Here is a 26,288-nt window from a genome sequence, read left to right as displayed (position 1 = left end):
CTTATTCCTCTTGTAAAATCGTTTGGGCAACTAGCTTCACGTATTGATCCATACCATCTGGATTTGGATGGACCCGATCTTCATAAAACCATGACTCTTGGTCATTACTCAAATCATACCAATCGATCAAAGTCATATTGTCGTATTTTTCCGCCATGCGCTCCAACATCCGATTGACTTCATTTTGCCAGCGCTGTGTCGGTACCCGCACATTGATCCAGTAGACTTTGCGATCACCGATCTCATTCATAAAGCTGTCAAATTGGGCTTCTGTAAAGGAACCATTCGTTCCGAGCCCTACAAGGACGGTATCCCGTAAAAGATTTTTTTCTTTCAAGTCTTTGATCAATTCAGGGCTCGCATACAGCTGGCGCCCAACATCCCCATCAACTACCGCTTGGGTAAAGACTTCTTTCAAGTCAGCCGTTGCATCCAGCATCACAGAATCACCAAAAGCCGTGATTTCAAGAGATTCTGCTTTTTTCACTTGGGCTGCTGTTAAATCATATTTTTCCATGATATTTTTTTCATCTTCACTCGTGCTCGCCTCATCGTCTACTTCATTGCCTTCAGCATTCGCATTCTTTTGCGATTGCTCTGCCGCTTTTTTATTGGCCGCAATGTTGTCTTTCAACTGCTGTTGCTGGGCATCGACATAATTCGTCGGTGCGGTCACGACGCCAAACAAAGCAACGAGGGTAATCAGTAAGCTGGGCACTAACCACGGTTTTTTCCAACTAAAAATTGGTTTGCTGAACCAGCCGCGGACCGTTCTGAATGTATCTTTGTAATGGAATTTACGCATTGGGTTTTCGATAAACCGATAGGACAATTCACTGATAAACAAGATCAAGAATAGTTCCACTAACGTGTGCATCAGCACGTTCTCCCCGATATTCCCCACTTTTGCTTCGTAAAAAATCATCACTGGAAATTGATACAAATAGATCCCATAACTACGCTTGCCGATATAACTGAAAATCGGATTACTCAATACCCGGTTCAAGCTGGCTCCGGGATGAGCGGTGACTGCCACAAGAATCGTACATAGGATACTGATCAAGAACATGCCGCCATAATAGACAAAGGTCAAATGATCATCTAAGAAAAAGAACGCTGCGATCAGACCAGCCAAGGAAGCAAAGCCAGAGATATTCAAGACCCGTTTGGCTTTTTGCGGTATCTCTTTCTTCAAATGGGTACTTGGCCAAATGAATGCTAAGGCACTCCCCATCCAGATCGAAAAGAGCCGCGTATCCGTTCCATAATAGACCCGTGTCGGATCAGCGCCTGGTGTGTAAAGGACTGCTAACAGAATTGCCGACAAAATCGTGACTGCAGCAGTAAATTTAAAGGCGCGATGCCTCTGCTTGCCGATTTTCATCAACAAAATAAACACTAAAGGCCAAATCAGATAGTTCTGTCCCTCTACAGCCAGCGACCACAGATGGGTAAAGGGGGATTCATTACCGAACCGATCAAAATAGGATAACCCATGATTGATCTGCCACCAGTTGTTGTAATACAGCAACGAGCTAACAAAAACCCCGCGCAAATTATTCAACAGGTTTCGCTGAAACAACGTGATATACGCTGCTGAGATAAGCAGCATCACCACCATTCCTGGATAGAGCCGTTTCATCCGCCGAACATAAAAATCTTTGACTTTGATTTTGCCGTTTTGATCCCACTCTTGCCTCAGCAAGTCAGTGATTAAATAACCTGATACGACAAAGAATACTGGAACTCCTAAATACCCGCCTCGCATATGAGTAGGTAGTAAATGATATAAAATAACGCCGATGACTGCCAAGGTTCGAATGCCGTCAAACCCGGTAATATAGCGGCTTGTGCTTAAACGTTTATTCATTTTTCAACCACTTTTCTCTAATTGATCCAATTGTTTCATAAAAAAACAATTTCAGCATGAACGCTATTGATTCCATACTCTCATAATTTACCAGAAATCCCCCATATAAAGCTAGCATCATCTGCTATATTTCAAAAAAATTAATTTTTGGCGAAAAAAAAGTACTTCTATAAAGAAATACTTTTTTCAACTCGTTTTTCACAGTTCTTCTTCATAAAAGCGACCCAAAATCTGGACATTTTCTGCAATACTGACAAAGGCTTTTGGATCGGCTTCTTTCATGGCACTGCGCAGCATCGGCAGTTCAAAGCGTGTCACTACCGTCAGCAAAACCGTTTGTTTGTCATGCTTGTACGCCCCTTCGGCTTCATTGATGATGGTAATCCCTCGCCGCATATGTTTTTGGATCGTTTGAATGACTTCTTCTGGGTTGCGGGTGATGATCGTCACCTGCATTTTCTTTTGCTTCGTAAAAACCGCGTCCGTTACTTTTCCACTGACAAAAATTGCGATCGCACTATACAACGCATATTGCCAGCCAAACAAGATCCCTGCGGCGAACAAAATAACAATGTTAAAGAAAATCGATATCGAGCCGATCGTCTTCCCTGTCCGTTTGCGGATGGCAATGCTGACAAAATCCAGCCCTCCAGAAGAAAGACCATTCTTCAAGGCATAGCCGATCCCCACTCCGTTGATGGCACCACCGAAAATCGCACAGATCATCGGGTCCGTCGTGACGGTTTCTTCTGGCAAAATTTGCACGAATAAGGATGTCAATAAAACAGTGATTCCAGTAAAGATCGTAAATTTGTGGCCGATCTTAAACCAGCCAAGAAAAAATAATGGCACATTCAACAATAATAGCGCAAGAGATAAGGGGATATAAAACCCGATCCATTCTCTTGAGATCGTAGTAATGATCTGAGCGACACCGGTAATGCCGCTGGAATAAATATTGCCCGGCTGATAGAAAAAATTGACCGCAATCGATGCCAGCAGTGCGTACACGATCGAGAATGAAAGTTTGTTGGCATATTCCGGATGAGGGAGCCATTTAAACAGAGGAGTCATTGCATTTCATAGCCTCACTTTTTTGATTTGCCTTTATTATACTTCAGCTCATAAAAAAAGAAACGAGCAATGAAAGAAATGGGTGAATTCTCATGAACTTTTTTCATTCATTCACCAATTTCTATTTCATCACTCATTTCATCATGATTTAACGCTTATTCGTTTTCTTCAACCGTTGTTACATCGATGTTCAAGTCAAACAACTGCATTGGCGAAACGGTACTTGGCGCTTGTGACATTGGATCAGCTGCTTTCCCATTTTTAGGGAAGGCAATGACTTCGCGAATGTTTTCTTCACCAGCCAAGAGCATCACTAATCGGTCTAACCCAAGGGCGATGCCGCCATGTGGTGGGAAACCATAATCCAAAGCATCCAATAAGAAGCCAAATTGATTTTGCATCTCGCGACGTGAGAAGCCTAGCGCTTCAAACATTTGCTCTTGCACCTCGCGTGTATGGATACGCAATGATCCGCCACCTAGCTCGTAACCGTTTAGCACGATATCGTAGGCTTGCGCATAGACTTTTGAAGGGTCTGTCGTTAACAACGGCAGATCGCTTTCTTTTGGCAATGTGAATGGATGGTGAGCAGAAACATAGCGGCCTGCTTCTTCATCGTATTCAAATTGCGGCCAGTCAGTAACCCATAGGAAGTTGAATTTGCTCTCGTCGATCAAGCCTAATTCTTTTCCTAATTTATTACGGATCGCACCTAACGTTGCTGAAACGATCTCAAAGGAATCGGCACCAAACATCAGAATATCGCCAACTTCCGCATTGGCTGCTGCAATGATCGCGTCGGTCGCTTCCGTCAAGAATTTAGCGATCGGTCCTTTCAATCCATCTTCTTCAACTTTGACCCAGGCCAATCCTTTGGCACCAAATTGACCAGCGTAATGACCTAGATTGTCCATGTCTTTTCTGGAGTATTTGTCTGCAGCCCCTTTGGCGTTCAAGACTTTCACAACGCCGCCTTTTTCAAGAGCCATTTGGAAGACTTTAAAATCAACGTCTTTCACAACTTCTGATAAGTCGATAAGCTCCATGTCAAACCGTGTATCTGGTTTGTCACTGCCGTAGCGTCCCATTGCCTCATCATAGGTCATCCGTGGGAATGGCAAGGTAACTTCGATGCCTTTGACTTCTCGCATCACTTTTGCCAATAGCTCTTCCGTATAGGTTTGGATTTCTTCTGCCGTCAAGAAAGAGGTTTCGATATCGACTTGGGTAAATTCTGGTTGACGGTCGCCCCGCAAATCTTCGTCACGGAAGCAACGTACGATTTGATAGTAGCGATCGAAGCCAGCACCCATCAATAACTGTTTAAAAATTTGTGGTGATTGTGGCAACGCATAGAAATGACCTGGATAGATCCGTGAAGGAACCAAATAATCCCGCGCGCCCTCTGGTGTTGATTTTCCTAGATAAGGTGTTTCGATATCTAAAAAGTCGTTCGTGTCTAAGAAATTGCGGATCGCTTGCGTCGTTTTCGCCCGCATCACGATGTTGTTCGTCATTTTTGGACGACGCAAGTCTAAATAACGGTATTTCATGCGAATCTCGTCGCCAACGGTTTGATCATCTTCAATCAAAAAGGCTGGTGTTTTTGCAGTGTTTAAAATCGTGATTTCGCTGATCATCACTTCATAGGCACCTGTCACCATTTTCGGATTGATGGCTTCTGGTGCACGATTGATGACTTGACCCGTTACTTCTAATACATATTCGCTGCGGCATTTGTCCGCGATTTCCCAGGCTTCTTTCGAAACCTCAGGATTGAAGACGATTTGCACGATCCCTTCCCGGTCGCGTAAGTCAATAAAAATCACGCCACCTAAGTCACGGCGCTTTTGCACCCAGCCTTTTAGTGTCACTGTCTGGTTTAAATGGGTCTCATTTACTAACCCGCAATATACTGTACGTTTTGTCATTCTTTTTCTCCTCACTCAAACATTTTGGTTGTCATTTCATCGTAGATCTCATCGAAGCGGGCATAAAGATCCGCTAACGGAAATTGTTTTTCTTCACGGCTTGCCATGGATTTGATATTGATCACTTGTTCTGCTAATTCTGTTTCGCCTAGAGTCATAACCAACCGTGCTCCTTGTTTATCAGCAGATTTAAACTGGGCTTTGGCTTTACGATCCATGAAATCACGATCGGCAGAAAAACCGAAATTACGGATCGCTTGCACGACTTTCAACGCTTCTAAATTGGTTTCTTGTCCCAAACCAACCACATACGCATCTAACTCATTCAAAGCAGGAATCACAACTTCTTCGGCTTCCATAGTGATCAATAAACGTTCGATCCCTAAAGCAAAACCAAAACCAGGTGTTGCTGGTCCGCCTAGCTCTTCCACTAAATGATTGTAACGACCGCCGGCACAGATGGTGGCTTGCGCCCCCATTTTTGGTGCCTCACTCATGATCTCAAAAATCGTGTGGGTATAATAATCCAAACCGCGCACCATATTTGAATCGATCTCATAAGGGATCTCCAACGCATCCAGCATACTCGTTACGGTTTCAAAATGTGCCTTGGCATCTGGTGTTAAGTAGTCTAGGATCGATGGCGCATCCGCCACGAATTTTTGGTCACGCTTGTCTTTGCTGTCAAGGACCCGCAAAGGATTTTCATGCAAGCGGCGTTTTGAATCCTCACTAAGCTCCGCTTCATGGGGCGCTAGATAATCGATCAACGCTTGGCGATAGTTTTGGCGTGTTTCTTTGTCGCCTAATGAATTGATGACCAAGCGCAATTGACCCAGTCCTAATTGACGATAAAAATCCATTGCCATCGCCATTGTCTCAACATCGGTCGCTGGATTTGCTGAACCGAAAACTTCGACACCGATTTGGTGGAATTGACGCAAACGGCCTTTTTGCGGACGTTCATAACGGAACATTGGTCCCATGTAAAACACTTTATAAGGCTTCGTATGTTCTGGTCCGAATAGTTTGTTTTCGACATAAGAACGAGCGATCGGTGCGGTGCCTTCTGGACGCAACGTCACATGACGCTCTCCTTTATCGTAGAAATCATACATTTCTTTTGAAACGATATCCGTTGTGTCCCCGACACTGCGGGCGATCACTTCAAAGTGCTCAAAAATCGGTGTCCGAATTTCGTTGAATTGGTAATCGCGAAACACTAAGCGTGCTGTTTCTTCCACAAATTGCCATTTTTCGGATTCTCCTGGCAAAATATCGTTGGTTCCTTTTGGACGTTGGTAACTCATCGTATGCATCCTCCTATTTGTTTCATGGTTGCCCATGTTCTTTGCTTTCATTGCTTGTTTGCTTATTCACCTATTGCTTGTTGCTCATTGATGTGGGTGGGTTGTTCTCGTGTTTGACTTTTGGGTTATTGCGCTCTTTGCCGTTGGTTGCTGGTCATCATTTCGTTGGCTTCGACTGCAATTGAACAAAGCAAAAAATGCCAAGTACAGCTTTCATGTCTCACTTCTTACGCCAGTCATAGTGATTCCTAGTTCGGTTACTACGCTCCCTGCACTCGCCTAGTACTGTTCATCATCTATTCTGCCTTGCTCTGCAAGCCAATCCCAGTGATTTCTAGTTTGGTTACTACGCTCCCTGTGGTCGCCTAGTACTGTTCATCATCTATTCTGTCTTGCTCCGCAAGCCAATCATAGTGATTCACAGCAAAAAACTCGCCCTTGTTTTTTATACAAGGGCGAGTTTTGATTACACGCGGTACCACCTAAATTCGAGAAATGTTCTTCTCCTCTCGATTAACGCTCGGTCACGGAACAGCTTTTCTTCTGTTCATCTCCAGATTGTCTTTCCTTTACACGTCCTAAACTGCTTTCAGCCGGGGCAGTTTTCTCTTTTAAGGAGTAGAATAAAGTACTCGATCCTTCACTGATTTTTGATATTATCTATAAACTACAAGAAAGCTATGAAAAAGTCAAGGTGTTTCACTGTCTTTTTCACTCCGCTGCTCTCTAGTAGCATTTTCTCTAGTGGCCAACGCAAAGAAGCTCTCCTTCTGTTTGCTTTTCTTCCTTTTTGCGTTATGCTGAATAACGAAGGTTTTGTTTCTATGAAAGGAGCTGTTTTTATGTCTTTATATTCAGGCTATATCCGTCAACCACACTACTATGAGACCGATCAAATGGCGATCATCCATCACGCCAATTATATTCGCTGGTTTGAAGAGGCCCGCGTGGAGTTACTCGCGTTCTTGGATTTACCGTATCATACCATCGAAGAAGCGGGCTTGATCGTTCCCGTGCTGGAAGTCAGTGCGCAATACAAAACGATGATTCGTTACGAAGATGAGGTGCGAATCGATGTTTTGGTCGACAAATATACGGGCACGCGTTTGGATTTTCGCTATGAGATCTACAAAACTAGTGATGGTCAGTTGGCAACGACGGGGACTTCAAAGCATTGTTTTTTAGCAAAAGAGACCAATCGCATCGTGCAGCTGAAGCGTAGTTTTCCTGAAATCCATCAACGATTTGCTGATTATGCCGCCCTGTCAGGGGAATAATCAATTCTGATCACTCATTTAAGTCAAAATCCTTGCTTTTTGAAACGGCTTTCGTATAATCAAAAGTAATTTCAGGGAAGGATGATGGCGATGTACGTGATTAAAGTTTTGCATGGTTACATTGGCAAAGATGGTCGTCGCACTCGTGAAAAAATTCCAGACAAGTTATGGGTCTTTGAAGATCGGAAGCAGTCCGAAGCATTTGCAGATAAAATTGGTGGTCGCGTCAAACCGTTAACTGAAGTCAAACAGCATACGTAAAGAAATAAGCCGTTATCGTCTTTTGCGCATAGACGATAGCGGCTTATCTTTTTTACTGCGAAACAGGATTAGTCATCTAATTCGGTTTCTAGTACTTCACCTGTTTGGGCATTGATTTTCACATCTGTTTGTTTGTTGCCATCTTCTACTTTGACTTCCCAATAGGTTACATTCATTTCTTTGTCTAATGACCAATCTGTTGCTTGACCACCGCCAGCTTCTTTCACGGCGATATCAGAAATTTCTTCCAATGAAAGCAAGTTGGTTAGGTCCAATTGATCGGCATCTTTTTTGACACCGTTTTGTTCATCGGCATCCAATTTTTCCGTTCTTTCTTCAGAAGTTTCTTTGGTTTCTGCATCGATCTTTAATTCAAACTCATTCGTGTCATCCACGCCTTCTACTTGGTAGAAGTAATTGCCAAAAGAAGTATCCAAATCAATCGAAGTGATCGCTGCATCTGGGTATTTGTCTTGGAATACTTGGATCGCTTCTTCCACGGTCACCGTAGGTAAGCCGCCGTTGGCGATCGCTGCACTGCTTGAAGAGCTGTCTGTTGCTTGTGACGACGTTGTTTCACTTGATGAGGCAACTGCTGTGCTTGAGCTGCTGTTTTGCGCAGGTTCTGAATTTCCAGTGTTGTTTTGTGTACATCCTGCCAATAATCCCAATGCGGCAATTCCGAATAAAATAGTTGTTTTTTTCATGTTTCATTCCTCCAATTGTTTGTGTATTCCCTTTTTCTATATATTTAGAATAACAAGTTCCTCATGAAAAAGAATCAAAAATGCTTGAAGAAAATCTAAAAAAATCTTCATCTTTCTCTTTCATTTGGAAAGGCAAGTTTAAAGATACTGCCTTGCGGTTGATTGTCTGTCACGGTAATTTTGGCATGATACGTGTCTGCCAGCTGTTTTACCAATGAAAGCCCGATGCCTGAACCAGCAATCTGGCTGGAACGAGAATCTTCTACTCGATAGAACCGTTCGAAAATCAAGGCTTTCTTATCATCGGGAATCCCAATGCCAAAATCGGCGACGGTCAAAGACATCTGTCTCTGCTCTTGCGTCAAGGTCACATGAATCGGCTGATCGGCAGGTGAATACTTCGCGGCATTTTCTAACAGGTTTTGGATGATTTGCTGGAAGTCACGTTTATGCGCACGTTTCATACATTGGTTCTCCACAAAATATTCAATCGATTGCGGAACGATCGTCGCTTGTTTTTCACACTCTTCTCGGACGATCTGGGAAACATCAACAAGGGTCATTTCATCTTGGGATTGATTTTTTTCTAGGTCCAACAATTGATTGCTCAATGTTTCCAAACGCTTCGACTCTTTGTCGATAAACGCCATTGAGGAAGGAATGACTTCGGGATGTTTGGTTCCACGCCGCTGGATCAATTGGACATGTCCGCGAATCGCAGCTAAAGGTGTTCGCAGCTCATGGGAAGCATCGGCAACGAACCGTTTTTCCCGCTCAATCGTCTCTCGCTGTTCTTTCAATAATTTATTGAAAGCCAAGGCCACCGAACGAATCTCGATGGGCTCTTCAGAAACCGTCAGTTCTCCTGTTCGGCTTTGTTCAATGGCAGCAATTTCTTGCGCCATGCCGGTAAGTTTCTGACTCCATTTCCCGACACTCCAATAAATCAGCAGGCTGCCAATCACAACAGCGATCAGATTCAAGAAACTGCTGATCATAAAGAGACCATAGGCTAATTCCACACTATCCTCCCCGTTGATAGCGATCGTCACCTGATCCCCATCGACTTCTTGGGTTTTCGTGTAATAGATGCCATCCTCTGTAAAAACGATGTCTTCGAGAAATGGCAGCACTCGTCCTTGATTGATATCGGCAAAAATCTCTTCCGCATCTTCTGATGAAACGACACTGCCATCGGCTAAGATCACTTGCAGGGCGTCTTCTTCATCTGCCGAAACATAGGCATTGACGAGAGTGTCCCAAGCATCCCCTGATGCCTCGCCTTTTTCGATGGCTTCAAGGATGTTGCTGGCACGATTTTCAATATGTTCAAACAAATAACCTACGGACAATAGAATAAACAGCAGATTGAAGAGAATCAACAGACCAAAGAGTATCAAGGAAAAGCGGCTCGTCAATTGAAACTGGGCTGTTTTTCTACGTTGGTTGACTGACTTATTCTTCATGGTCGGTCCTCAAGACATAGCCTAATCCTCGAACGGTTGCGATCATTTTGCCTTTGCCGCAAACATCTAGCTTGTTCCGCAGTGTACGGATATAGACATCTACAACATTCGTTTGACCGTCGTATTCATAACCCCAAATCTCATTCAATAGGTCATCTCTTGTTTTGACGACCTCGGGTTCTTTCATCAATTCATATAAAATCCCAAACTCTTTGGGCGTCAACTCAATGGTTTCACCGGCAACCTGAACCAAGTGCTTGGCGATGTCCATCATCAGCTCCCCCGCCACTAATTGGTTTTGCTGGTTCTTTTGTTGTTTGGCTTCTCGTTGCAACCGCCGATCGATCACCCGAATTCTGGCAAACAGTTCTTCGATTTCAAAAGGTTTCGTTAAATAATCATCTAATCCGACATCAAGCCCCGTCACCACATCGGCGGTTTGATTTCTGGCGGTCATCATCAAAATCGGAATGTCGCTTTCTTTGCGTATCCGCCGCGCCACTGTGATGCCATCATAGATTGGCAGCATCCAATCCAATAAAATCAGATCAAAGGCATTTGCTTGCTGATTGAACAAGGCCAATGCCTCTTGCCCATCTTTGGCCCAGACCGTGTCATATCCCTCAAAAGTCAATTCGGTCTGAATAAAACTGGCTAAACTTTCTTCGTCTTCTACTAGCAAGATCTTCAAGGCCATATGCGCTCCTCCTCCTGTTTTGCTTCTATCATAACGGATTTTTTCGAAACTTCCTAACTGATTGAAAGAAAAAAATCATGAAGATTTTTTCATGTTCAACAAAAAAAGACGGCATGAACCAAGGTCCACTCCATCTTTCATTTATTCCATATTTTTTGCTAGCTGATACGTGCCAACGAGTTCTCCTTTTTCAAGTTGAAGCACGTAAGGACATGTTTCAGCTAAAAACTCACAATCATGACTGATCACCGCTAATAAATCAACTTCTTTAGCAACTGTTCGCAACAGTTTTGCGACTTCCTCCATTTGCTGCAAATCTAATCCACTCGTTGGTTCATCAAAAAACAACAAACGTTTGCCAGAAAGCAGGGCACTGCCGATGGCAACTCGTTGTTTTTCCCCACCCGACAAGCTTTGTGGATGACGGGCAAGGAGTGGTGTTAAGTGCAACAATGAGACAATTTCTTCAAAACGAGCTGGGTTTTGGGCTTTGATCAGCAGCTCTTTTTCCACCGTTTCAAAAAACAGCTGCAAGTTGACATCCTGCATCACAAGAAAGCTTTCCTGCAGCAGCTGCTTTTGGGTCCGCTTTTGTCCATTGATGGCAAATACTGCTTCTGGGCATTTTTTCAATCCTGACAGGGCTTGCACCAACGTACTTTTGCCAGCACCATTTGGTCCAACGATCCCCACAGCTTGCTTCGTCGGCAATTGTAGTTCAGGCAAGTTGAGCGCCCAATTTCTGCTGTTTGCCGAGCGTTTTGATTGCTTGATCTGCAGATGCGTTGCCGTTAATCCAGATTTTTCTGGCAAAGATTCTCGGCAGTGCTGAGTTTCCAATGCCGCCTCACCTACTTTTCGCAATCCCAACTCGTGAATTGCCTCCTCTGATAGTGACAAAAGCTGAGCTGCTGGATAAGACGCCCGCAATCGTCCTGCTTCTAATAGACAGAAGCGATCTGCCAGTGGCGCCAAATACGCCAAGCGGTGTTCGGCGATCACAATGGTTTTCCCTTGTTGTTTTAAAGAAGCCAATCCTTGAGTCAACTTTTGGATCGCTTCTTGATCCAAATTACTGGAAGGCTCATCCAATAAGAACACATCATGGGGCAACATCGTGGCTGCAGCGAGAGCAATCAGCTGCTTCTCCCCACCAGATAGGTCAAAGACACTAGCATCAAGCAATGGGGTCAGGGAAAACTGCTGTGCTACTTCGGTGATTCGCTGCCGAATGTTTTCTGGTGCGACGCCCGCATTTTCCATCGAAAAAGCCAACTCCGAATAGACATCCGTGGTGAAAAATTGAGTCTTGGGATTTTGAAAGACGACGCCAATCGTCTGGGCATAATGGGAGAAATCGGCAACTGGCAAGTCTGTTTCGCCTACACGGATCTTCCCTTGTACTTCGGCAGGATACAGCTCAGGGATCAAGCCATTCAAAACATTGAGCAGGGTCGTTTTGCCGCTGCCGCTAGCGCCGCACAAAACGATGACTTCCCCAGCTGCGACCGTCAAAGAGAGCTCAGATAATACGGTTCGATTTTCTCGTTTCACTGACACTTGTTCTAATGTGATCATCCAAGCCACATCCTTTTCACGATAAAGCCGCCTAATGCTAAAAAGACCAAGCCATCCCACCAGCGCAGCTTCAGTTCGTGGACGGTGGTATGGGGAGTTTCTGATGCTACCCCGCGAACCAGCGCCGTAGCCGACAGTTCGGTTGCGGTCTTTTCAGCCGACATCAGTAATGGGATCAAAAAATACTCCGCACTTTGCAGTGGATGAAGCAAGATCGATCCTGCCGACAGCGAGATGCCGCGAAAGCGCATCGCTTGGCGAATACTTTTGAAATCTTGTACCAATGTGGGAAAAAAACGAAATAAGACTGCCAGCGGGACTAATAATACGTTGGGCACGTGCATTTTTTGCAGCGCAGCCATCCACTCACTGTTTTTCGTCCCGCTAATGGCAAAAGCCGCCGCCATGATCGTTGGCAATAAGCGGCGATAACCGATGGAAAAGAAATCCAGCAACACGATTAGTACGTGGTTGCCTTGGCGAAACAAAAAACTATCTGCCATTGTCAGCAAGACAAACACGCCATAGAGCAGCAAGCCTTTTTTCCAAAAGCCGCTGACTATAAATAGCAGCAGCAAGAAAGTGACAAAGGCAAACTCATCGATCCAGCTGATGGTCACCATCATAGTAAAACTAGCAAAGAGAATCACCGCTAATTTGCTGCGGGGATCAAACCTTGTTTTCGACACATTCCTCACCCTTTATGCGATTGGATCGTTGGTTGAAAATGTTTTTCCATCAAGCGACTGCCGATACCTAAACCAGCCACCGCACCAATCAAAACCGCCAATGCACAAAGCCCCAACATCAAATTGGAGGTATGAGCAAACACACCGGCAATGTAGGTTTCATCTTTTCCGCGAGCTACTAATGAATCGATGTAGGCATTTTTCATAAACCACAGGGGCAAGATCGGGCCCATCAAGCCAAAACTAAAGACGATATAACTCGCCAGTACGCGAACGTTCTCTTTGAGCTTTGTTTTGTATTGGATCAAATCAGCTGCTAAGGCACAAATCATATTGGGCAAAAAGGCCAATGGAAAATGTCCTGAAATCAAAAAAAAGAGCCCTACAACGGTACCCATAATGGTGATTGCGCCAAATTTCGGTACTTTATTCAATAAAATCAGATAGATAATGCCAGAAAACAAAGCGGTGACTGCTGGAATAAATAAATTATGAAAACCTGGGATCACAAAACGCAAAATCAATAGACAGACGCTCATTAAAAGAAAATAGATCGCTGTATAGATCCCTACTGCAATTAAATCTTGAACCTTTAGTTTTTTCACTGCGTATACGCTCCTTCTCGCAAGCACTCAATGAAAAAACCGTTGCTGCTTGCTTGTACAAACTTATTTTTACAAAGCCTCAGTATAGCACAAAGCAGACGTTTTTAGGGGGAGATATGCTTATCAACAGTCGATTTTCTTCTAGAACGGAACCAACAAACAGAGGTGTCTTCTGAATGGCTCCATTTCAACACACAGGAACCTTTAAAGATGCACTAATGGAAAATGATGCTTTCACACGCTTAGTTGTTTTCTCCTCTTCCCAGCTTTGCGAAATTAATGAATAATAGATAAGGACAAACACTAAAAATCAGCACAGACTCGTCATCATTTTCTTTGTTAAGAAACCAGCAGGTTCTTCTATAAAAAACAATAAGCAAGCTGACTGTCGCTTTTTCGTTGAAGAAAATCAATGCTGTTGTGCTATGTAAACAGTATAAAACCAACTGTAAAAACATTTTGACACTTGATTTCAAGGCATTGTCAAAGACATTTGATCGTTAGAACGCAGACATTGTCCTACACTAATGGTAGAAGGAGCGGATAAAATGAACTTAAGCAAACAAATAAAAAAACATCGGGAACGATTAAGTCTCTCTCAGGAAGGGCTGGCAGAAAAACTCTATGTCTCCCGACAAACGATCTCAAATTGGGAGAATGAAAAAAGTTATCCTGATGTTCACAACTTATTATTGCTCAGTGTTCTATTTGATGTTTCTTTAGATGAATTAGTCAAAGGGGATGTTGAACAAATGAAAGAAACGATTGAGAAAACAGCAATGGATCGCTACACGAAAATAATGTTGGTCTTTACATTGTTGGCCGCATTATCTGTTGGGCCTGCTCTCTTTTTACCAGGAAACTGGTGGATTGCCCCTCCTCTATGTTTTTGGCTCGTCTCCATGTATGCCGCATTGAAGATCGAAAAAATCAAGAAAACCCAAAATATCAAAACGTATAAAGAGATCGTTGCCTTCATGGAAAATCAAGACCTCGATGCCATTAGGAAAAAGCGGGACATCAAAAAAGATTTCCTCTCAAAAACCGTCATCGTCGTGGTCTTTGCCTTGATTGTTGGCATCATCGCATGGCTTAGTACACTGCCGCATTTACTGATGCGCTGACAAAAAACAGGTTGAAGCTGCTTTTATGATGAAGCCGCTACAACCTGTGTTTTTTTCAATTCAATGATCTCATCCGCATAAATCAAATTTTTCGGGCGATGGGTGATCATAATGACTAGTTTATTTTTCAATTGGTCTTTGATCGCTGCAAAAAGCTTTTCTTCTGTTGTTTCGTCTAAAGCAGATGTGGCTTCATCAAGAACAATGACTTCTGCGTCTGAGAAAAATAATCGGGCAAAAGCGATTCGCTGTTTTTCCCCACCAGAAAGGTTGGCTCCTTTTTCTCCAATTTCAGCAGACAGTCCTCCCATGAGTCCCTGATAGAATAAGCCTAATTGACATTTTTCTAATACCGCTATGATTTCCTCGTCTGCGATTTCCTTATCAAAAATAATATTCTCTTTCAACGTTCCTTGGAAGATTGGCGCATCTTGCGATAGATAAAAGATATGCTGATAGTAATCATTTAAGTTGTAAGCAGCCAAATTTTTGTGATTAATCAGAACTGCACCGGTCGTCGGCTGATACAAGCCTAAAATCGTTTTGACCAGCGTTGATTTTCCTGCGCCACTTTCTCCTACTAACCCATAAATCGCTCCCCGCTTCAGCTCCAGTGTGCTATCGGTTAAAATTTTCTTTTCTTGAAGTATGACGGATAGATCCTTAACTGTGATGTAGTTGATGGTCTCAGACAAAGCATCTCCTTGCGTTAAAGCTTTGTCATCTGGCAGATAGAAAAATTCATTTAACCGTGCAAAGGCAACTTTATCTAAGCTGTATTGAACAAAAATCACGTTAAATATTGCAACAGGCGTGTAGATTCGATCCACATAAATAATCAATGCTGCTAACCCGCCCAAGCTGACCGTAATCTGATTTGTAAATACCAATACCACAATTGCGACTTTGATCAATGCGACTAAAACTGCAAAAAAACCAAAGAAAAACTCATGGATCATCGTCATTTTCGTCAAACGTTCTGTTGTGTCAGCAGACATATTTTTATATTGTGCGATCTCTTTTTCAAACCGTTTATTGATCCGAAACGTGACCATTTCCGTTAATCCGCGGATAAAGGTGCTGTTCATGGCTTCTTCTGAAACTAGCGCACGTTCTTTGAGAGAGCGTAAAACTTTCAAAAGCAAATTGGTCACAATAAACACCACTAGATAGCCTATAAGGATCGCTGGAATCAATTTTTTATCGATCATAGCAATAAAAGCTAAGTTAAACAGTGTTTCGGGAAGCAATTCTTTAAACAAGCGTCCATAAAAATTCAAATGGATATTTCTGCCTGCCGTTGCTCCCGCTTCGGTTTTCTGTAAGAGTGCTCCAGAGCCGATCTGTAAGTATTCGGAATAGGTAATCTTGCTGATTTTCACTAAAGCTTGTTCTTTGAGATAGAAATACATGCTGTTGTACAATGTTGTTTTTGGTTTCTGCTCGAGATAGGACAAAAGTGGTACCAGTACTAGCGTTAACCCATAGATAAAAACAACTGGCCAATCAAGTGTCTTACCAAATGAATCGAGTAATTTTTGAAAATAAAAAACATTCGCGGCACTCAAAAATGAGACCGCAATTCCAATCCCAATATATACCGTCAATCCTTTTTTAAAATGCCGCCATAAATCAATCGCCATCGTAAGCTCCTTTTGCTGCAGTGTTCGTGAAAAAGTCGTGAGATAAATAAAATAACCGCTTTCAAAAGTATAATCTATTTTTCGCTTAATGGAAAGAACCGTATGAAAGATAGTGAGAAACCATTCCTCGGTCATCGAGAAAAACAAAAAAACCCCGCTCAAAGAGCGGGGCTAACGTTGTTGCCAACGATTGATTATTTGTTTAAAGCGTCTTTTGCTTGGTCAGCTAATGCAGTAAATGCTGCTGCATCGTTTACAGCCAAGTCAGCTAACATTTTGCGGTTGATGTCGATTTCAGCTAATTTCAAGCCGTGCATCAATTTTGAGTAGCTTAAGCCATTCATACGAGCCGCTGCGTTGATACGAGCAATCCACAATTTGCGGAAGTCGCGTTTCTTTTGACGACGATCGCGGTATGCGTAGTTGTATGAATTCATTACTTGTTCTTTTGCTGTTTTAAATAGAGTGTGTTTAGAACCGTAGTAACCTTTTGCTAATTTAAGCACTTTTTTACGACGTTTACGAGTTACTGTTCCACCTTTAACACGTGCCATGTATAATTCCTCCTAATATGAAAATCGATAATTGTTTGTATACGTGAAGCTTGGGTTACGCAATTATTTCATGCGTGCTAGTTGTTGACGGATACGTTTGTAATCGCCAGCTGAAACCATTGAAGCTTTACGCAATTGACGACGTTGTTTTTTTGTTTTGCCGTGGAAACGGTGACTGGTAAAGGCACGGAAGCGTTTCAATCCGCCGCCGCCAGTGCGTTTTACGCGTTTTGCTAATCCGCGGTGTGTTTTTTGTTTTGGCATAACTAATTTCCTCCTCAAAATCTTTCGTTATCTGACTTTAAACTGAAACTCAGTGAGTCATTATTTATCGTTTTTTGGTGCTAATACTAAGAACATACTGCGGCCATCCATTTTTGGCTTTTGCTCAACAGTTGCCAAATCAGCAGTTTCTTCCGCCAAACGATCTAACACTTTCTGACCAATTTCTTTATGGGTAATGGCACGGCCTTTGAAACGGATCGAAGCTTTCACTTTGTCCCCTTTTTCAAGGAATTTACGTGCATTACGCAATTTTGTGTTGAAATCATTGACGTCGATCGTTGGACTTAAACGAACCTCTTTAATGTTGATTACTTTTTGTTTCTTACGAGCTTCACGGTCTTTTTTCTGTTGCTCAAAGCGGAATTTCCCGTAATCCATAATTCTTGCTACTGGCGGCTTAGCATTTGGTGCCACCAATACCACATCAAGGTTTGCTCGTTCTGCAATTTGCAATGCTTCAGCTTTACTCTTTACACCAAGTTGTTCGCCGTTTTGATCAATCAAACGCAATTCACGTGCACGAATGCCGTCGTTTACCATCATATCCTTTGCTATGGTCATTCACCTCCGAGTTTTTTGAGAGAAAGAAAAGCTTGTCGATTCGAAATCAGACAATAAAAAAACGAGTTCTTCACGAACCCGCACGTACTCCACACAAATAAATGGTAGGAATCCTATTCTGCCCAGCGATATCTTCACTCAGGCGAGAAGCGGGTGCTTCTGCTTTTATTTCTCAACTTTTATAGTATACTGCTTTCCCCTCTTATTGTCAACAGTTTTCATGATTGTTTCAAAAAAAAGCCGGAGTATACGCTCCGACTTTCGTGTTTCTTATTCTGCTTTCAACGCAGCCATCGTGATGTAGTTGTATGGTTGGTTGAAGTGAGGCAAGAAGAAGATATCTAATAGCTTCATCTTGTCGATCGTTACGCCTTCTTCGATCGCTAGTGAGAACATGTGGATGCCCATTGCGATTTCAGATGTACGTGACGCCATTTGTGCACCAACGATGCGGCGTGTTTCTTCTTCATAGACGATGCGGATCTTAACTGTCGCATTTTCTTTCATGAAGCCTGGTTTTTGGGTATCTTCGTAATCAGAGTATTTCACTTTCATGCCATTACGTTCGGCAGCTTCGACTGACAAGCCAGTTGAAACCATGTTGTAGCCGAAGATCGAAATCCCGTTTGATCCTTGAACACCCGTTGATTCTAGAGACGTTCCGCCGATATTATGGGCAGCGACGATCCCTGAACGTACGGCATTCGTTGCTAATGCGATATAAGTGGTTTGTTGCAAAGCATTTGAATACACAGTTGCACAGTCACCGACTGCGTAAACATCTGCATCGCTTGTCCGTTGATGGCGGTCCACTAAGTACGCGCCGTTAGCAAACAATTCCAAATGATCTTTGCCTAACTCGTTGTTTGGTAAGAAACCGATCGCGTTGATCACTAGATCAACTGGGTATTCGCCGTTGTCTGTTACAACTGCTTCTACTTTCTCTGTTCCTTTGTATTCACGTGCTAATTCACCGAAATGCAATTCAATGCCATTGTCAGCTAAGTTTTTGTCCATATCTTCTGTGAACCATTTGTCGTAGTAGTTTGGTAATGCCCGTGTCGCTGCATCAAAAAGCAACACATTTTTGCCACGGCGTTTTGCTGCTTCAGCAATTTCAACACCGATGTAACCAGCACCGATAACGGCAACGTTTTTCACGTCTTCTGAGGCTAACTCTTTATCAACCGTTTGTCCGTCTTGGAATTTTTTCAAGAAATGGATGTTTTTCAAGTCACGTCCAGGTACTTTTGGTGAAATCGGAACAGAACCAGTTGCGATGACAACTTTGTCATAAGATTCAACGATCGTTTCACCTTCACTGGTCACAGCGTGTACTTCTTTTTTCTCAAAATCAATATGGTCAACCACTGTTTCCATATGGATTTTTGCACCTTTTGCTTCAAAATCTTCACGTTTTGTATAGAACAAACCTTCGTATGAATCGATTTGACGTCCAACCCATAAAGCAGTCCCACAACCTAGGTAGCTTAAGTTTGTATTACGGTCGATCATTACAACCTCTTGGTCTTTGTAGTTATCTAATAGTGTATTGGCAGCAGCAATCCCCGCGTGGTTTGCACCGATAATAACTGTTTTTGTCATGGAAAATTTCCTCCTTTTGTTTACATTGTCATTATAGCTCGCTTGTGAATTTGAAAACTATCAACTTTTTCGCGATTTTAAAAATTTGTGACAGTTTTCCGTTGATATACGTCACTTTCTGCGGGTTAAGTTTCTATATCAAAATTATTTTCGTCTTGCAAGTAAAAATATTGTGAAAAAATATGTATTCAAAACCAAAGGTTTTCCTTGTTATAAAAGCATTCTGCAAACCGATTGAATAAATTTCACAATACCCCACCGCTTTTTCGTAACTATCGTGGCATCGATTCGCCGTGTTATACTGAGAGAAAAACATACAGGATGGGATCTTGATGAAGAAAAAAATCGTATTGCCACTACCGCCCTTATTGTCGGCATTAGAGCCACAGGATTTTTATTTAGAAGAAGAACTGCTTTTCGAAGGTGCTTTCTTCGAAGGCGGTGACTATAGCTATGATGCTTGCAAAAACCTCATCTTGAAGCAATGTCATTTCAAGAAAGTGACGATGCAAAAAACACGCTTGAGTCAATGGGAATGCCAAAATGTCCTCTTTGAGAACTGCGATTTTTCTAATCTGGAATGTTTTGGTGCCAGCTTTCATCGGGTTCACTTTAAACAGTGTAAATTGACTGGTACGAATTTTGCGGAAAGCTATTTCCGTGACTGTACCTTTGAAGATTGCGTGGCGAACTTTGCTTCTTTTAGCAATACCAATTTACGGACGATGCTGTTTCGTCAGTGCCAACTAAACGACAGTGAGTTTTATGAGATGGATTGGAAACACTTGTCGCTACAAGAAAACCAGTTGAACAATAGCAACTGGTTTCACACAAAATTAGCAACTCTAGATTTTCGGACCAATCAATTTCAAAAGATCGCGTTGTCCTTTGAACAATTGCGGGGACTAACAGTCGATCAAGAACAAGCCTTGGTCATCGCCGCCGGTCTAGGTTTGGTGATCGACTAACGAATTCTGCGCCATAAAGCAATCAACATCCAGACGGATAACACTAAACTAATCAGCAAGGCAATGCCCCAACCGAAAATACTATTGGTAAAAGGCAGCGGAACATTCATGCCAAAGAAACTGGTCACGATGGAAGGCACAGTCAATAAGAGGGACCAAACAGTCAAAAACTTCATGGTATCATTCAAGTTATTGTTTAACAGATTATTGTAGGTTCCAGATAGTTGCTCTAAAATTTGAAAAGCCAGCAACGTCATTTCCACTGCCTGTTTGGCTTCGATCAGGGCATCATCCAGCTGTTCCCGCTCGTCATCATCCATCAAACGATAAATGGATAACGCTTTGATCTGCTCCAAGAGGACCGCATTTTGTTTCGTAGCAGAGACTAAAAAAACCAGTCCAACTTCCAAATCAGACATTTGCAGCAGGTTTTTATTGGTGGTTTTTTCCCGTAGTCGCTGATTCAAGCGAATCCGCTCACTATTGACTTCTTCGACTAGCGGAAAAAACGTGCCAGAAATCAAGAATAAGCTTTGAAACAAAAAATGAATGGGCGTTTGCAGCGGGTTTTGCAGGATCAAGCGCTCCATCATTGGAATCACATAACGGGTATTGTGGGATGCAAAAGTAAAGAGTTGCTTCCTTTTTAAAATAAACGTCATCGGGCTGGTCTCAAAATGATTGTCACGCTTTTCTTGCTGAGGTACATTGAAAACCAGCAGCAATGCTTCCTCTTCGGCATCATATTCGACCCGTGCGCGTTCGTTTTTATCTAAAGAGTACGTAAGCATCTCGTCAGACAAATGATATTGTTTTTGCAGTGCCATCACGCTTTTTGCGTCTTGTTGGTCGACTTGAATCCATTCATAGTTTCCGTCATAAAAGACATGTTTGTTTTCCACAATCCATCCTCCACTCTTGCTTTCTTCTATTATAAAAGAAAACAGCCAGAAGCCCAATCAAAGGACTTTCCTGGCTGTATCGGCTATTACTTATTTACGGGCGTCTTTCAAGGCCTCTTCCACCATTGTTAAAACGGCCTGTGCCGCTTGTGGGTCTTCGACAAAATTGAATTGATCGCCATCGATCTGGATTTTTGGACTCTCATTGTATTTTTCGTACCACTGATCATAGCGTTTGTTCAACTCTTTGTAGTAGTCGTATAACGAAGGATCAAAGGTCAATTGTTCGTATTCCCGTCCGCGTTTTTCAATACGCTCCAGCATCGTTTCAAAAGAAACGCGAATATGCACCAAGAGATCTGGATGCTTTTTGTGGGCTGCATACGGCAGCTCTTCTAACATATTGGCTAACAATTCATCATAGACTTTGACTTCGGTATCGGTTGCTCGCCCAAGGTCCGCATTTAAATGGAACAACAGTGAATCCTCATAAATGGAACGGTCCAAGACGTTATTGTCATCTTTCATGGCTTGCTTGATACTTTCAAATCGTTTATTTAAGAAATAGATTTGCAGTAAAAACGCATATTTATTTGGATCTGCATAAAATAATGGTAACACTTCATTGTCATCGATCGATTCATAAAAGGCTTGACTGCCAAAATGATTGGCGATCAATGCGGTCAAACTTGATTTACCGGCACCAATCGTTCCTGCTAATACGATCACGCTCATATCCCCCAACTCACTCATCACTAAATATTGTATGTTGCCTTTGCGATACCAACTATACAATACTATATCTTGTGCCGTCAACTGAAACTTTTGAAGCACAGATCAAGATTTTTTTCAATAAAAGTTTAAAGATTTTTGCTTTTTTTTGAAATCTCATACGGAATGCTTAACGAAAGAGCCTTCTTCTAGTAAAATAGGAAAGGATCTTTAATTAAATTGTGTTTTCGTCAGGAGATAGTTACAATTGACTGACAAACGATAAATGAATCATGTGGGGTAAGCTCCCTAGAGAAATGAGGAAAATAATGTCAATTGGTACTGGCATAGCTACAGGAAAAATCATCTTAATGGGTGAACATTCAGTTGTTTACGGTGAACCAGCAATTGCTTTCCCTTTTGCGGGAGCAAAAGTACAAGTCGAGATCACAGCAAATGAAACAAACACCTTGATTTCAAGTTACTATCACGGTCTGCTTGAAGAAGTCCCCAGCCACTTAAAAAATGTCAAAGACTTGCTGCATCGTCTGCAACAAGATTTCCACACGGATCCTTTTGCAACCTCCATCGTCAGCACCATCCCTTCTGAACGGGGAATGGGTTCTAGCGCGGCGGTCGCTGTTGCACTGACTCGCGCTTTTTTTGATTGGATCAAAAAAGACTTTACAAAAGAAGAATTGATGACCTATGTCAACTTTTCTGAAAAAATCGCTCACGGCAATCCTAGCGGGATCGATGCTGCGGCAGCCAGTGGGACGGATGCCATTTACTTCATCAAAGGGCATCCCATCACTTCGTTTCCCCTCACGATCGACGGTTATTTGCTTGTCGCTGATACTGGCATAAAAGGGCAAACGAGAGAAGCTGTCAAAAGTGTCGCCCATCTTTTTGAAACCAGCAAGCAGCTGGCTAGTCAAGCGATCCAGCGTTTAGGGATCGAAACCAAAAGAGCCAAAGAGGCAATTATTGCCAATCAATTAGAAATATTAGGCGAAAGCATGAACAATGCCCATCAGGCCCTGCAGCAGTTAGGGGTCAGCAATCAGCAACTGGATCAGTTGGTTTCCTTAGCGTTGGCACACGGGGCTTACGGGGCAAAGCTGACCGGCGGGGGCCGGGGCGGCTGTATGATCGCACTAACCAAAACGAAGGAACAGGCTGAGAATATCAGCCGTATTTTATTGTCCGATGGCGCTCGTGCGGCATGGATACAAGGATTAGGAGTTTATGAACATGTATAAGGGAAAGGCTCGCGCCTACACGAATATCGCATTGATCAAGTATTGGGGAAAACAAGACGAAACCTTCATTTTACCGATGAACAATAGTTTGTCCCTGACCCTCGATGCCTTTTACACAGAAACAACGGTGGCTTTTTCACCCGATTTTACGCAGGATCGCTTTACGCTGGATGGCGTGGTGCAAACAGACGCTGCCACCAAAAAAGTTACGGACTTTTTGGATCTGGTACGAAAAAAAGCGGACTGCCCGTGGTATGCCACGGTGGAAAGTCAAAATTTTGTTCCAACCGCTGCCGGACTTGCCTCTTCTGCCAGTGGATTAGCGGCATTGGCGGGTGCCTGTAGTGAAGCACTGGACTTAAACTTGTCGGAGCAAGAGTTATCACGTTTGGCCCGTCGCGGTTCTGGTTCGGCGTGTCGGAGTATCTACGGCGGCTTTGCTGAATGGCATCAAGGTACCGATGAGACTTCTTTTGCCACCCAAGTGACGTCGAATGGCTGGGAAGAAGAATTGAGTATGATCTTTATTTTGATCAGCGCACAAGCCAAAGAAGTCTCCAGTCGTGAGGGAATGCGCCGAACCGTTGAAACCTCGAGCTTTTATCCGGGTTGGCTTACTGCAACTGCGACCGATCTCGTGAAAATGAAACAAGCGATTGCCGAGAAAGACTTTACTGCTTTAGGTGAAACGACCGAGGCAAACGCCTTGAAAATGCATGGAACGACCTTAGCCGCCGAACCACCTTTTACTTATTGGTCTTCTGAATCTTTACGAGCTATGGAATGTGTCCGAATGCTGCGAAAAAAAGGATTGGCTTGCTATTTCACGATGGATGCTGGTCCCAATGTCAAAGTTTTATGCCAAAAACAAGAAGAACAAACGATTTTACGTGAATTAAGTGCTCACTTTGCCTCAGAACAATTAGTAACTGCTCATGCGGGTAAAGGATTAGCCTTTTTACCGGTGGAAGAATCTTCCGCCATCAACTAAGAAGCCATTAAGAAGCCATCGATTAGGAGTGTCGAAATGATTGAACTATCCGTTCCCGGAAAACTATTTATTGCTGGTGAATACGCGGTTGTCGAACCTGGTCATCCTGCAATCATCGTTGCCGTTGACCAATTTATTACGGTCACTGTGGAAGAGGCCCGTAAAAACGGCAGCATCCAGTCTGCCCAATACAGCGACCTGCCGATTCGCTGGACGCGTCGCAAAGGCGAATTAGTCTTAGACCATCGGGATAATCCTTTCCACTATATTTTGGCAGCCATTCGTCTGACGGAAAAATATGCCCAAGAAAAAGGCATCCCCCTTTCCTTTTACGATTTAAAAGTGACCAGTGAACTGGATAACTCGAACGGCCGCAAATATGGCCTTGGTTCCAGCGGCGCCGTGACTGTTGCCACAGTCAAAGCATTGAATCTGTACTATCAAATGGAAATGGATCGGTTGACCCAATTCAAAATTGCGGCTCTTGCCCATCTCGCTGTTCAAGGCAATGGGTCTTGCGGTGATATTGCGGCCTCTTGCTATGGCGGCTGGATCGCTTTTTCAACCTTCGACCACGATTGGGTCTTAGCCAAACAAAAAGAACATACCTTAACAGAATTGATTGCCTTCGATTGGCCAGGATTATCGATCCGTCCCTTGACGGTTCCGAAATCTCTTCGATTGCTGATTGGCTGGACAGGCTCTCCTGCCTCTACTTCTGATTTAGTGGATCAAGTCTATCAATCCAAAGAAGAAAAAGAAAACGCCTATGCTGCCTTTTTAACAGCCAGCAAAGACTGCGTCAATCGATTGATCGACGGCTTCTTAAATGAAGACAGTCGCACGATCAAAAAAATGATCACGGAAAATCGAAAGCTCCTGCGGGAGTTGTCTGCACTGACTGGTGTACCGATTGAAACCCCCGCACTTAAAAAGCTTTGTGATCTAGCAGAAAATTATTGTGGCGCAGCCAAATCTTCCGGTGCCGGCGGCGGCGATTGCGGCATCGTGATCGTTGACCAAAAAACCGGTATTTTACCATTGATGAGTGCGTGGGAAAAAGCCGAGATCACCCCATTGCCGCTGCATGTTTACCATTACCGGGAGGACCTATCATGAATCGAAAAGATGAACATGTTTCCTTAGCAAAAGCGTTCCATAAAGAACACAGCAACGATTTTGATGCAGTTCGCTTGGTCCACCAATCATTTCCACAAATTGATGTGGCTGATGTGTCGATTGCGACAACTGTCTTTGATCGCTCATTTTCCAGCCCTTTTTTCATCAATGCCATGACGGGCGGCAGTGAAAAAACCTTAAAAATCAACCAAGAGTTAGCAGAGATCGCACAAGCCTGTGAGTTGATGATGGCAACCGGCTCTGTTTCGGCTGCCTTAAAAGACCCAAGTGTCGCTGACTCTTTCCGCATCGTCCGCAAAGCCAATCCTGACGGCTTCTTATTAGCCAATATTGGTGCGGGCAGTCCCGTTGAAAATGCACAACGGGCAGTAGAACTGTTTGGCGCCGACGCCTTGCAGATCCATCTTAATGCACCACAAGAATTAGTGATGCCCGAAGGCGATCGTCAATTTAGCCAATGGCTGTCCTTATTGGAAAAAACGATTGCTTCCGTTGCCGTTCCTGTTGTCGTCAAAGAAGTCGGCTTTGGGATGTCTCGTGAAACGATTCAGCAGTTACTGGCGATTGGCGTACAAACCATTGATGTTGCTGGCAGCGGCGGTACAAGTTTTACTCAAATCGAAAATGCTCGCCGGAAAAAACGTGAATTGGCGTATCTTGATACCTTCGGCCAATCCACCGTGATTTCCTTGCTGGAAGCAAACGAGATCCAACAGCCCTTTACCCGCATCGCTTCAGGCGGGGTTCGGGATGCTTACGATATCTTCAAAGCGCTTTGCCTTGGTGCGGATAGCGTAGGACTATCCGCCACGATCCTCGTGCTGCTTTTGTCAAAAGGCAAAGAAGAAACCATCGCCACCTTGCAATCATGGAAGGAACAGCTACAGCTGCTCTACACTATGGCAGGACAGACAAGTACCAAAGACCTCACCAAGATCCAGCTGATTTTTTCTGGTGCTGTCAAAGAGTGGTGTGAAGCACGTCAGATTCCCTTAGCAAAGTATAGTTTGCGTTAAGCGATCCAGTCGCTGACTACCACATCGAACAAGCAAAAGTAGTACAATTCGTTTTTTATTG

At 43.4% G+C, this 26,288-nt stretch carries 25 protein-coding genes and 2 other annotated features; of the genes, 8 read left to right on the top strand and 17 right to left on the bottom strand.

From position 1 onward, the window contains the following. Position 1 precedes the first annotated feature (1 nt). The 4 genes from A5870_RS02445 to hisS form a co-directional block, all read right to left on the bottom strand. The gene (locus tag A5870_RS02445; RefSeq protein WP_086291687.1) at positions 2-1,870 is read right to left on the bottom strand and encodes an acyltransferase family protein; all 1,869 of its coding nucleotides are present in this window, start codon (positions 1,868-1,870) and stop codon (positions 2-4) included. 198 nt (positions 1,871-2,068) lie between these two features. Beyond that, positions 2,069-2,944 (bottom strand): YitT family protein, encoded by an 876-nt coding sequence (locus tag A5870_RS02440; RefSeq protein WP_005233887.1) that lies wholly within the window; start codon positions 2,942-2,944, stop codon positions 2,069-2,071. A 155-nt stretch (positions 2,945-3,099) separates the two neighbouring features. After that, the gene (gene aspS / locus A5870_RS02435; RefSeq protein ID WP_010750005.1) at positions 3,100-4,875 is read right to left on the bottom strand and encodes an aspartate--tRNA ligase; all 1,776 of its coding nucleotides are present in this window, start codon (positions 4,873-4,875) and stop codon (positions 3,100-3,102) included. An 11-nt stretch (positions 4,876-4,886) separates the two neighbouring features. Further along, a complete protein-coding gene (gene hisS / locus A5870_RS02430; RefSeq protein ID WP_086291686.1) occupies positions 4,887-6,185 on the bottom strand; it encodes a histidine--tRNA ligase in 1,299 nt (432 codons plus the stop codon). 448 nt (positions 6,186-6,633) lie between these two features. Beyond that, positions 6,634-6,838: a binding site (T-box leader), on the bottom strand. A gap of 189 nt (positions 6,839-7,027) precedes the next feature. Here hisS and A5870_RS02425 point away from each other — a divergent pair. Together A5870_RS02425 and A5870_RS02420 are read left to right on the top strand one after the other, a co-directional pair. Next, positions 7,028-7,462, top strand: coding sequence for an acyl-CoA thioesterase (locus tag A5870_RS02425; protein WP_008379539.1), 435 nt, complete (start codon positions 7,028-7,030; stop codon positions 7,460-7,462). 90 nt (positions 7,463-7,552) lie between these two features. After that, the gene (locus A5870_RS02420) at positions 7,553-7,723 is read left to right on the top strand and encodes a hypothetical protein (RefSeq protein WP_008379536.1); all 171 of its coding nucleotides are present in this window, start codon (positions 7,553-7,555) and stop codon (positions 7,721-7,723) included. A gap of 68 nt (positions 7,724-7,791) precedes the next feature. Here the strand turns inward: A5870_RS02420 and A5870_RS02415 are convergent, their stop codons facing one another. The 6 genes from A5870_RS02415 to A5870_RS02390 form a co-directional block, all read right to left on the bottom strand. Further along, positions 7,792-8,430: a PepSY domain-containing protein gene (locus A5870_RS02415; RefSeq protein WP_086291685.1), complete on the bottom strand. Its 639-nt coding sequence runs from the start codon at positions 8,428-8,430 to the stop codon at positions 7,792-7,794. Between the two features lie 107 nt (positions 8,431-8,537). After that, entirely contained in the window at positions 8,538-9,896 is a 1,359-nt protein-coding gene (locus A5870_RS02410; protein WP_086291684.1) for a sensor histidine kinase, read from the bottom strand. Then, complete coding sequence (locus tag A5870_RS02405; protein WP_086291683.1) at positions 9,886-10,593, bottom strand: response regulator transcription factor; 708 nt, start codon at positions 10,591-10,593, stop codon at positions 9,886-9,888. Before A5870_RS02405 ends, A5870_RS02410 begins: the two co-directional genes overlap by 11 nt. Before the next feature lie 141 nt (positions 10,594-10,734). Further along, the gene (locus A5870_RS02400) at positions 10,735-12,171 is read right to left on the bottom strand and encodes an ABC transporter ATP-binding protein (protein ID WP_086291682.1); all 1,437 of its coding nucleotides are present in this window, start codon (positions 12,169-12,171) and stop codon (positions 10,735-10,737) included. After that, the gene (locus A5870_RS02395) at positions 12,168-12,869 is read right to left on the bottom strand and encodes an energy-coupling factor transporter transmembrane component T (protein ID WP_086291681.1); all 702 of its coding nucleotides are present in this window, start codon (positions 12,867-12,869) and stop codon (positions 12,168-12,170) included. Before A5870_RS02395 ends, A5870_RS02400 begins: the two co-directional genes overlap by 4 nt. Next, positions 12,866-13,465 (bottom strand): MptD family putative ECF transporter S component, encoded by a 600-nt coding sequence (locus tag A5870_RS02390; RefSeq protein WP_016609843.1) that lies wholly within the window; start codon positions 13,463-13,465, stop codon positions 12,866-12,868. Before A5870_RS02390 ends, A5870_RS02395 begins: the two co-directional genes overlap by 4 nt. A 548-nt stretch (positions 13,466-14,013) precedes the next feature. Between A5870_RS02390 and A5870_RS02385 the strand changes: the two genes are divergently transcribed. After that, the gene (locus tag A5870_RS02385; RefSeq protein WP_086291680.1) at positions 14,014-14,589 is read left to right on the top strand and encodes a helix-turn-helix transcriptional regulator; all 576 of its coding nucleotides are present in this window, start codon (positions 14,014-14,016) and stop codon (positions 14,587-14,589) included. Positions 14,590-14,612: 23 nt separating this feature from the next. Here the strand turns inward: A5870_RS02385 and A5870_RS02380 are convergent, their stop codons facing one another. The 5 genes from A5870_RS02380 to nox form a co-directional block, all read right to left on the bottom strand. After that, the gene (locus A5870_RS02380; RefSeq protein ID WP_086291679.1) at positions 14,613-16,232 is read right to left on the bottom strand and encodes an ABC transporter ATP-binding protein; all 1,620 of its coding nucleotides are present in this window, start codon (positions 16,230-16,232) and stop codon (positions 14,613-14,615) included. Positions 16,233-16,426: 194 nt separating this feature from the next. Beyond that, positions 16,427-16,786, bottom strand: a complete 360-nt coding sequence (rplT, locus tag A5870_RS02375; RefSeq protein ID WP_010749133.1) for a 50S ribosomal protein L20 — start codon at positions 16,784-16,786, stop codon at positions 16,427-16,429. A 63-nt stretch (positions 16,787-16,849) separates the two neighbouring features. Beyond that, positions 16,850-17,050 carry a 50S ribosomal protein L35 gene (gene rpmI / locus A5870_RS02370; RefSeq protein ID WP_003128650.1) on the bottom strand — a complete coding sequence of 67 codons (201 nt, stop codon included), beginning with the start codon at positions 17,048-17,050 and terminating at the stop codon, positions 16,850-16,852. A gap of 60 nt (positions 17,051-17,110) precedes the next feature. Next, on the bottom strand, positions 17,111-17,632 hold the full coding sequence (infC, locus tag A5870_RS02365) for a translation initiation factor IF-3 (RefSeq protein ID WP_005228103.1): 522 nt from the start codon (positions 17,630-17,632) through the stop codon (positions 17,111-17,113). Between the two features lie 47 nt (positions 17,633-17,679). After that, positions 17,680-17,803, bottom strand: a sequence feature (ribosomal protein L20 leader region). Between the two features lie 99 nt (positions 17,804-17,902). After that, the gene (nox, locus tag A5870_RS02360) at positions 17,903-19,237 is read right to left on the bottom strand and encodes a H2O-forming NADH oxidase (protein ID WP_081117741.1); all 1,335 of its coding nucleotides are present in this window, start codon (positions 19,235-19,237) and stop codon (positions 17,903-17,905) included. Between the two features lie 332 nt (positions 19,238-19,569). On the opposite strand from nox, the gene A5870_RS02345 reads away from it, so the two are divergent. Next, positions 19,570-20,205 (top strand): pentapeptide repeat-containing protein, encoded by a 636-nt coding sequence (locus tag A5870_RS02345; RefSeq protein WP_086291676.1) that lies wholly within the window; start codon positions 19,570-19,572, stop codon positions 20,203-20,205. On the opposite strand, the gene A5870_RS02340 is transcribed toward A5870_RS02345, so the two are convergent. Together A5870_RS02340 and A5870_RS02335 are read right to left on the bottom strand one after the other, a co-directional pair. After that, positions 20,202-21,107: a magnesium transporter CorA family protein gene (locus A5870_RS02340; RefSeq protein WP_086291675.1), complete on the bottom strand. Its 906-nt coding sequence runs from the start codon at positions 21,105-21,107 to the stop codon at positions 20,202-20,204. The two genes, A5870_RS02345 and A5870_RS02340, sit on opposite strands and share 4 nt — an antisense overlap. 90 nt (positions 21,108-21,197) lie before the next feature. Beyond that, complete coding sequence (locus A5870_RS02335) at positions 21,198-21,842, bottom strand: deoxynucleoside kinase (RefSeq protein ID WP_170924107.1); 645 nt, start codon at positions 21,840-21,842, stop codon at positions 21,198-21,200. A gap of 305 nt (positions 21,843-22,147) precedes the next feature. Between A5870_RS02335 and mvk the strand changes: the two genes are divergently transcribed. Genes mvk through fni form a run of 4 tightly spaced genes read left to right on the top strand, consistent with a single transcriptional unit; the run spans position 22,148 to position 26,227 of the window. Next, positions 22,148-23,080 carry a mevalonate kinase gene (mvk, locus tag A5870_RS02330; RefSeq protein ID WP_170924045.1) on the top strand — a complete coding sequence of 311 codons (933 nt, stop codon included), beginning with the start codon at positions 22,148-22,150 and terminating at the stop codon, positions 23,078-23,080. Next, positions 23,073-24,071, top strand: coding sequence for a diphosphomevalonate decarboxylase (mvaD, locus tag A5870_RS02325; protein WP_086291673.1), 999 nt, complete (start codon positions 23,073-23,075; stop codon positions 24,069-24,071). The genes mvk and mvaD overlap by 8 nt, the downstream gene beginning before the upstream one ends. 36 nt (positions 24,072-24,107) lie before the next feature. After that, positions 24,108-25,190 carry a phosphomevalonate kinase gene (locus tag A5870_RS02320; protein WP_086291672.1) on the top strand — a complete coding sequence of 361 codons (1,083 nt, stop codon included), beginning with the start codon at positions 24,108-24,110 and terminating at the stop codon, positions 25,188-25,190. Further along, entirely contained in the window at positions 25,187-26,227 is a 1,041-nt protein-coding gene (gene fni / locus A5870_RS02315) for a type 2 isopentenyl-diphosphate Delta-isomerase (RefSeq protein ID WP_086291671.1), read from the top strand. Before A5870_RS02320 ends, fni begins: the two co-directional genes overlap by 4 nt. Positions 26,228-26,288: the final 61 nt, after the last annotated feature.

The sequence above is a fragment of the Enterococcus sp. 2G9_DIV0600 genome, assembly GCF_002140615.1.
GTDB lineage: Bacteria > Bacillota > Bacilli > Lactobacillales > Enterococcaceae > Enterococcus_D > Enterococcus_D innesii.
The sequence above is the reverse complement of the archived record's forward strand: the minus strand, read 5'-3'. Positions and strand labels throughout refer to the sequence as shown.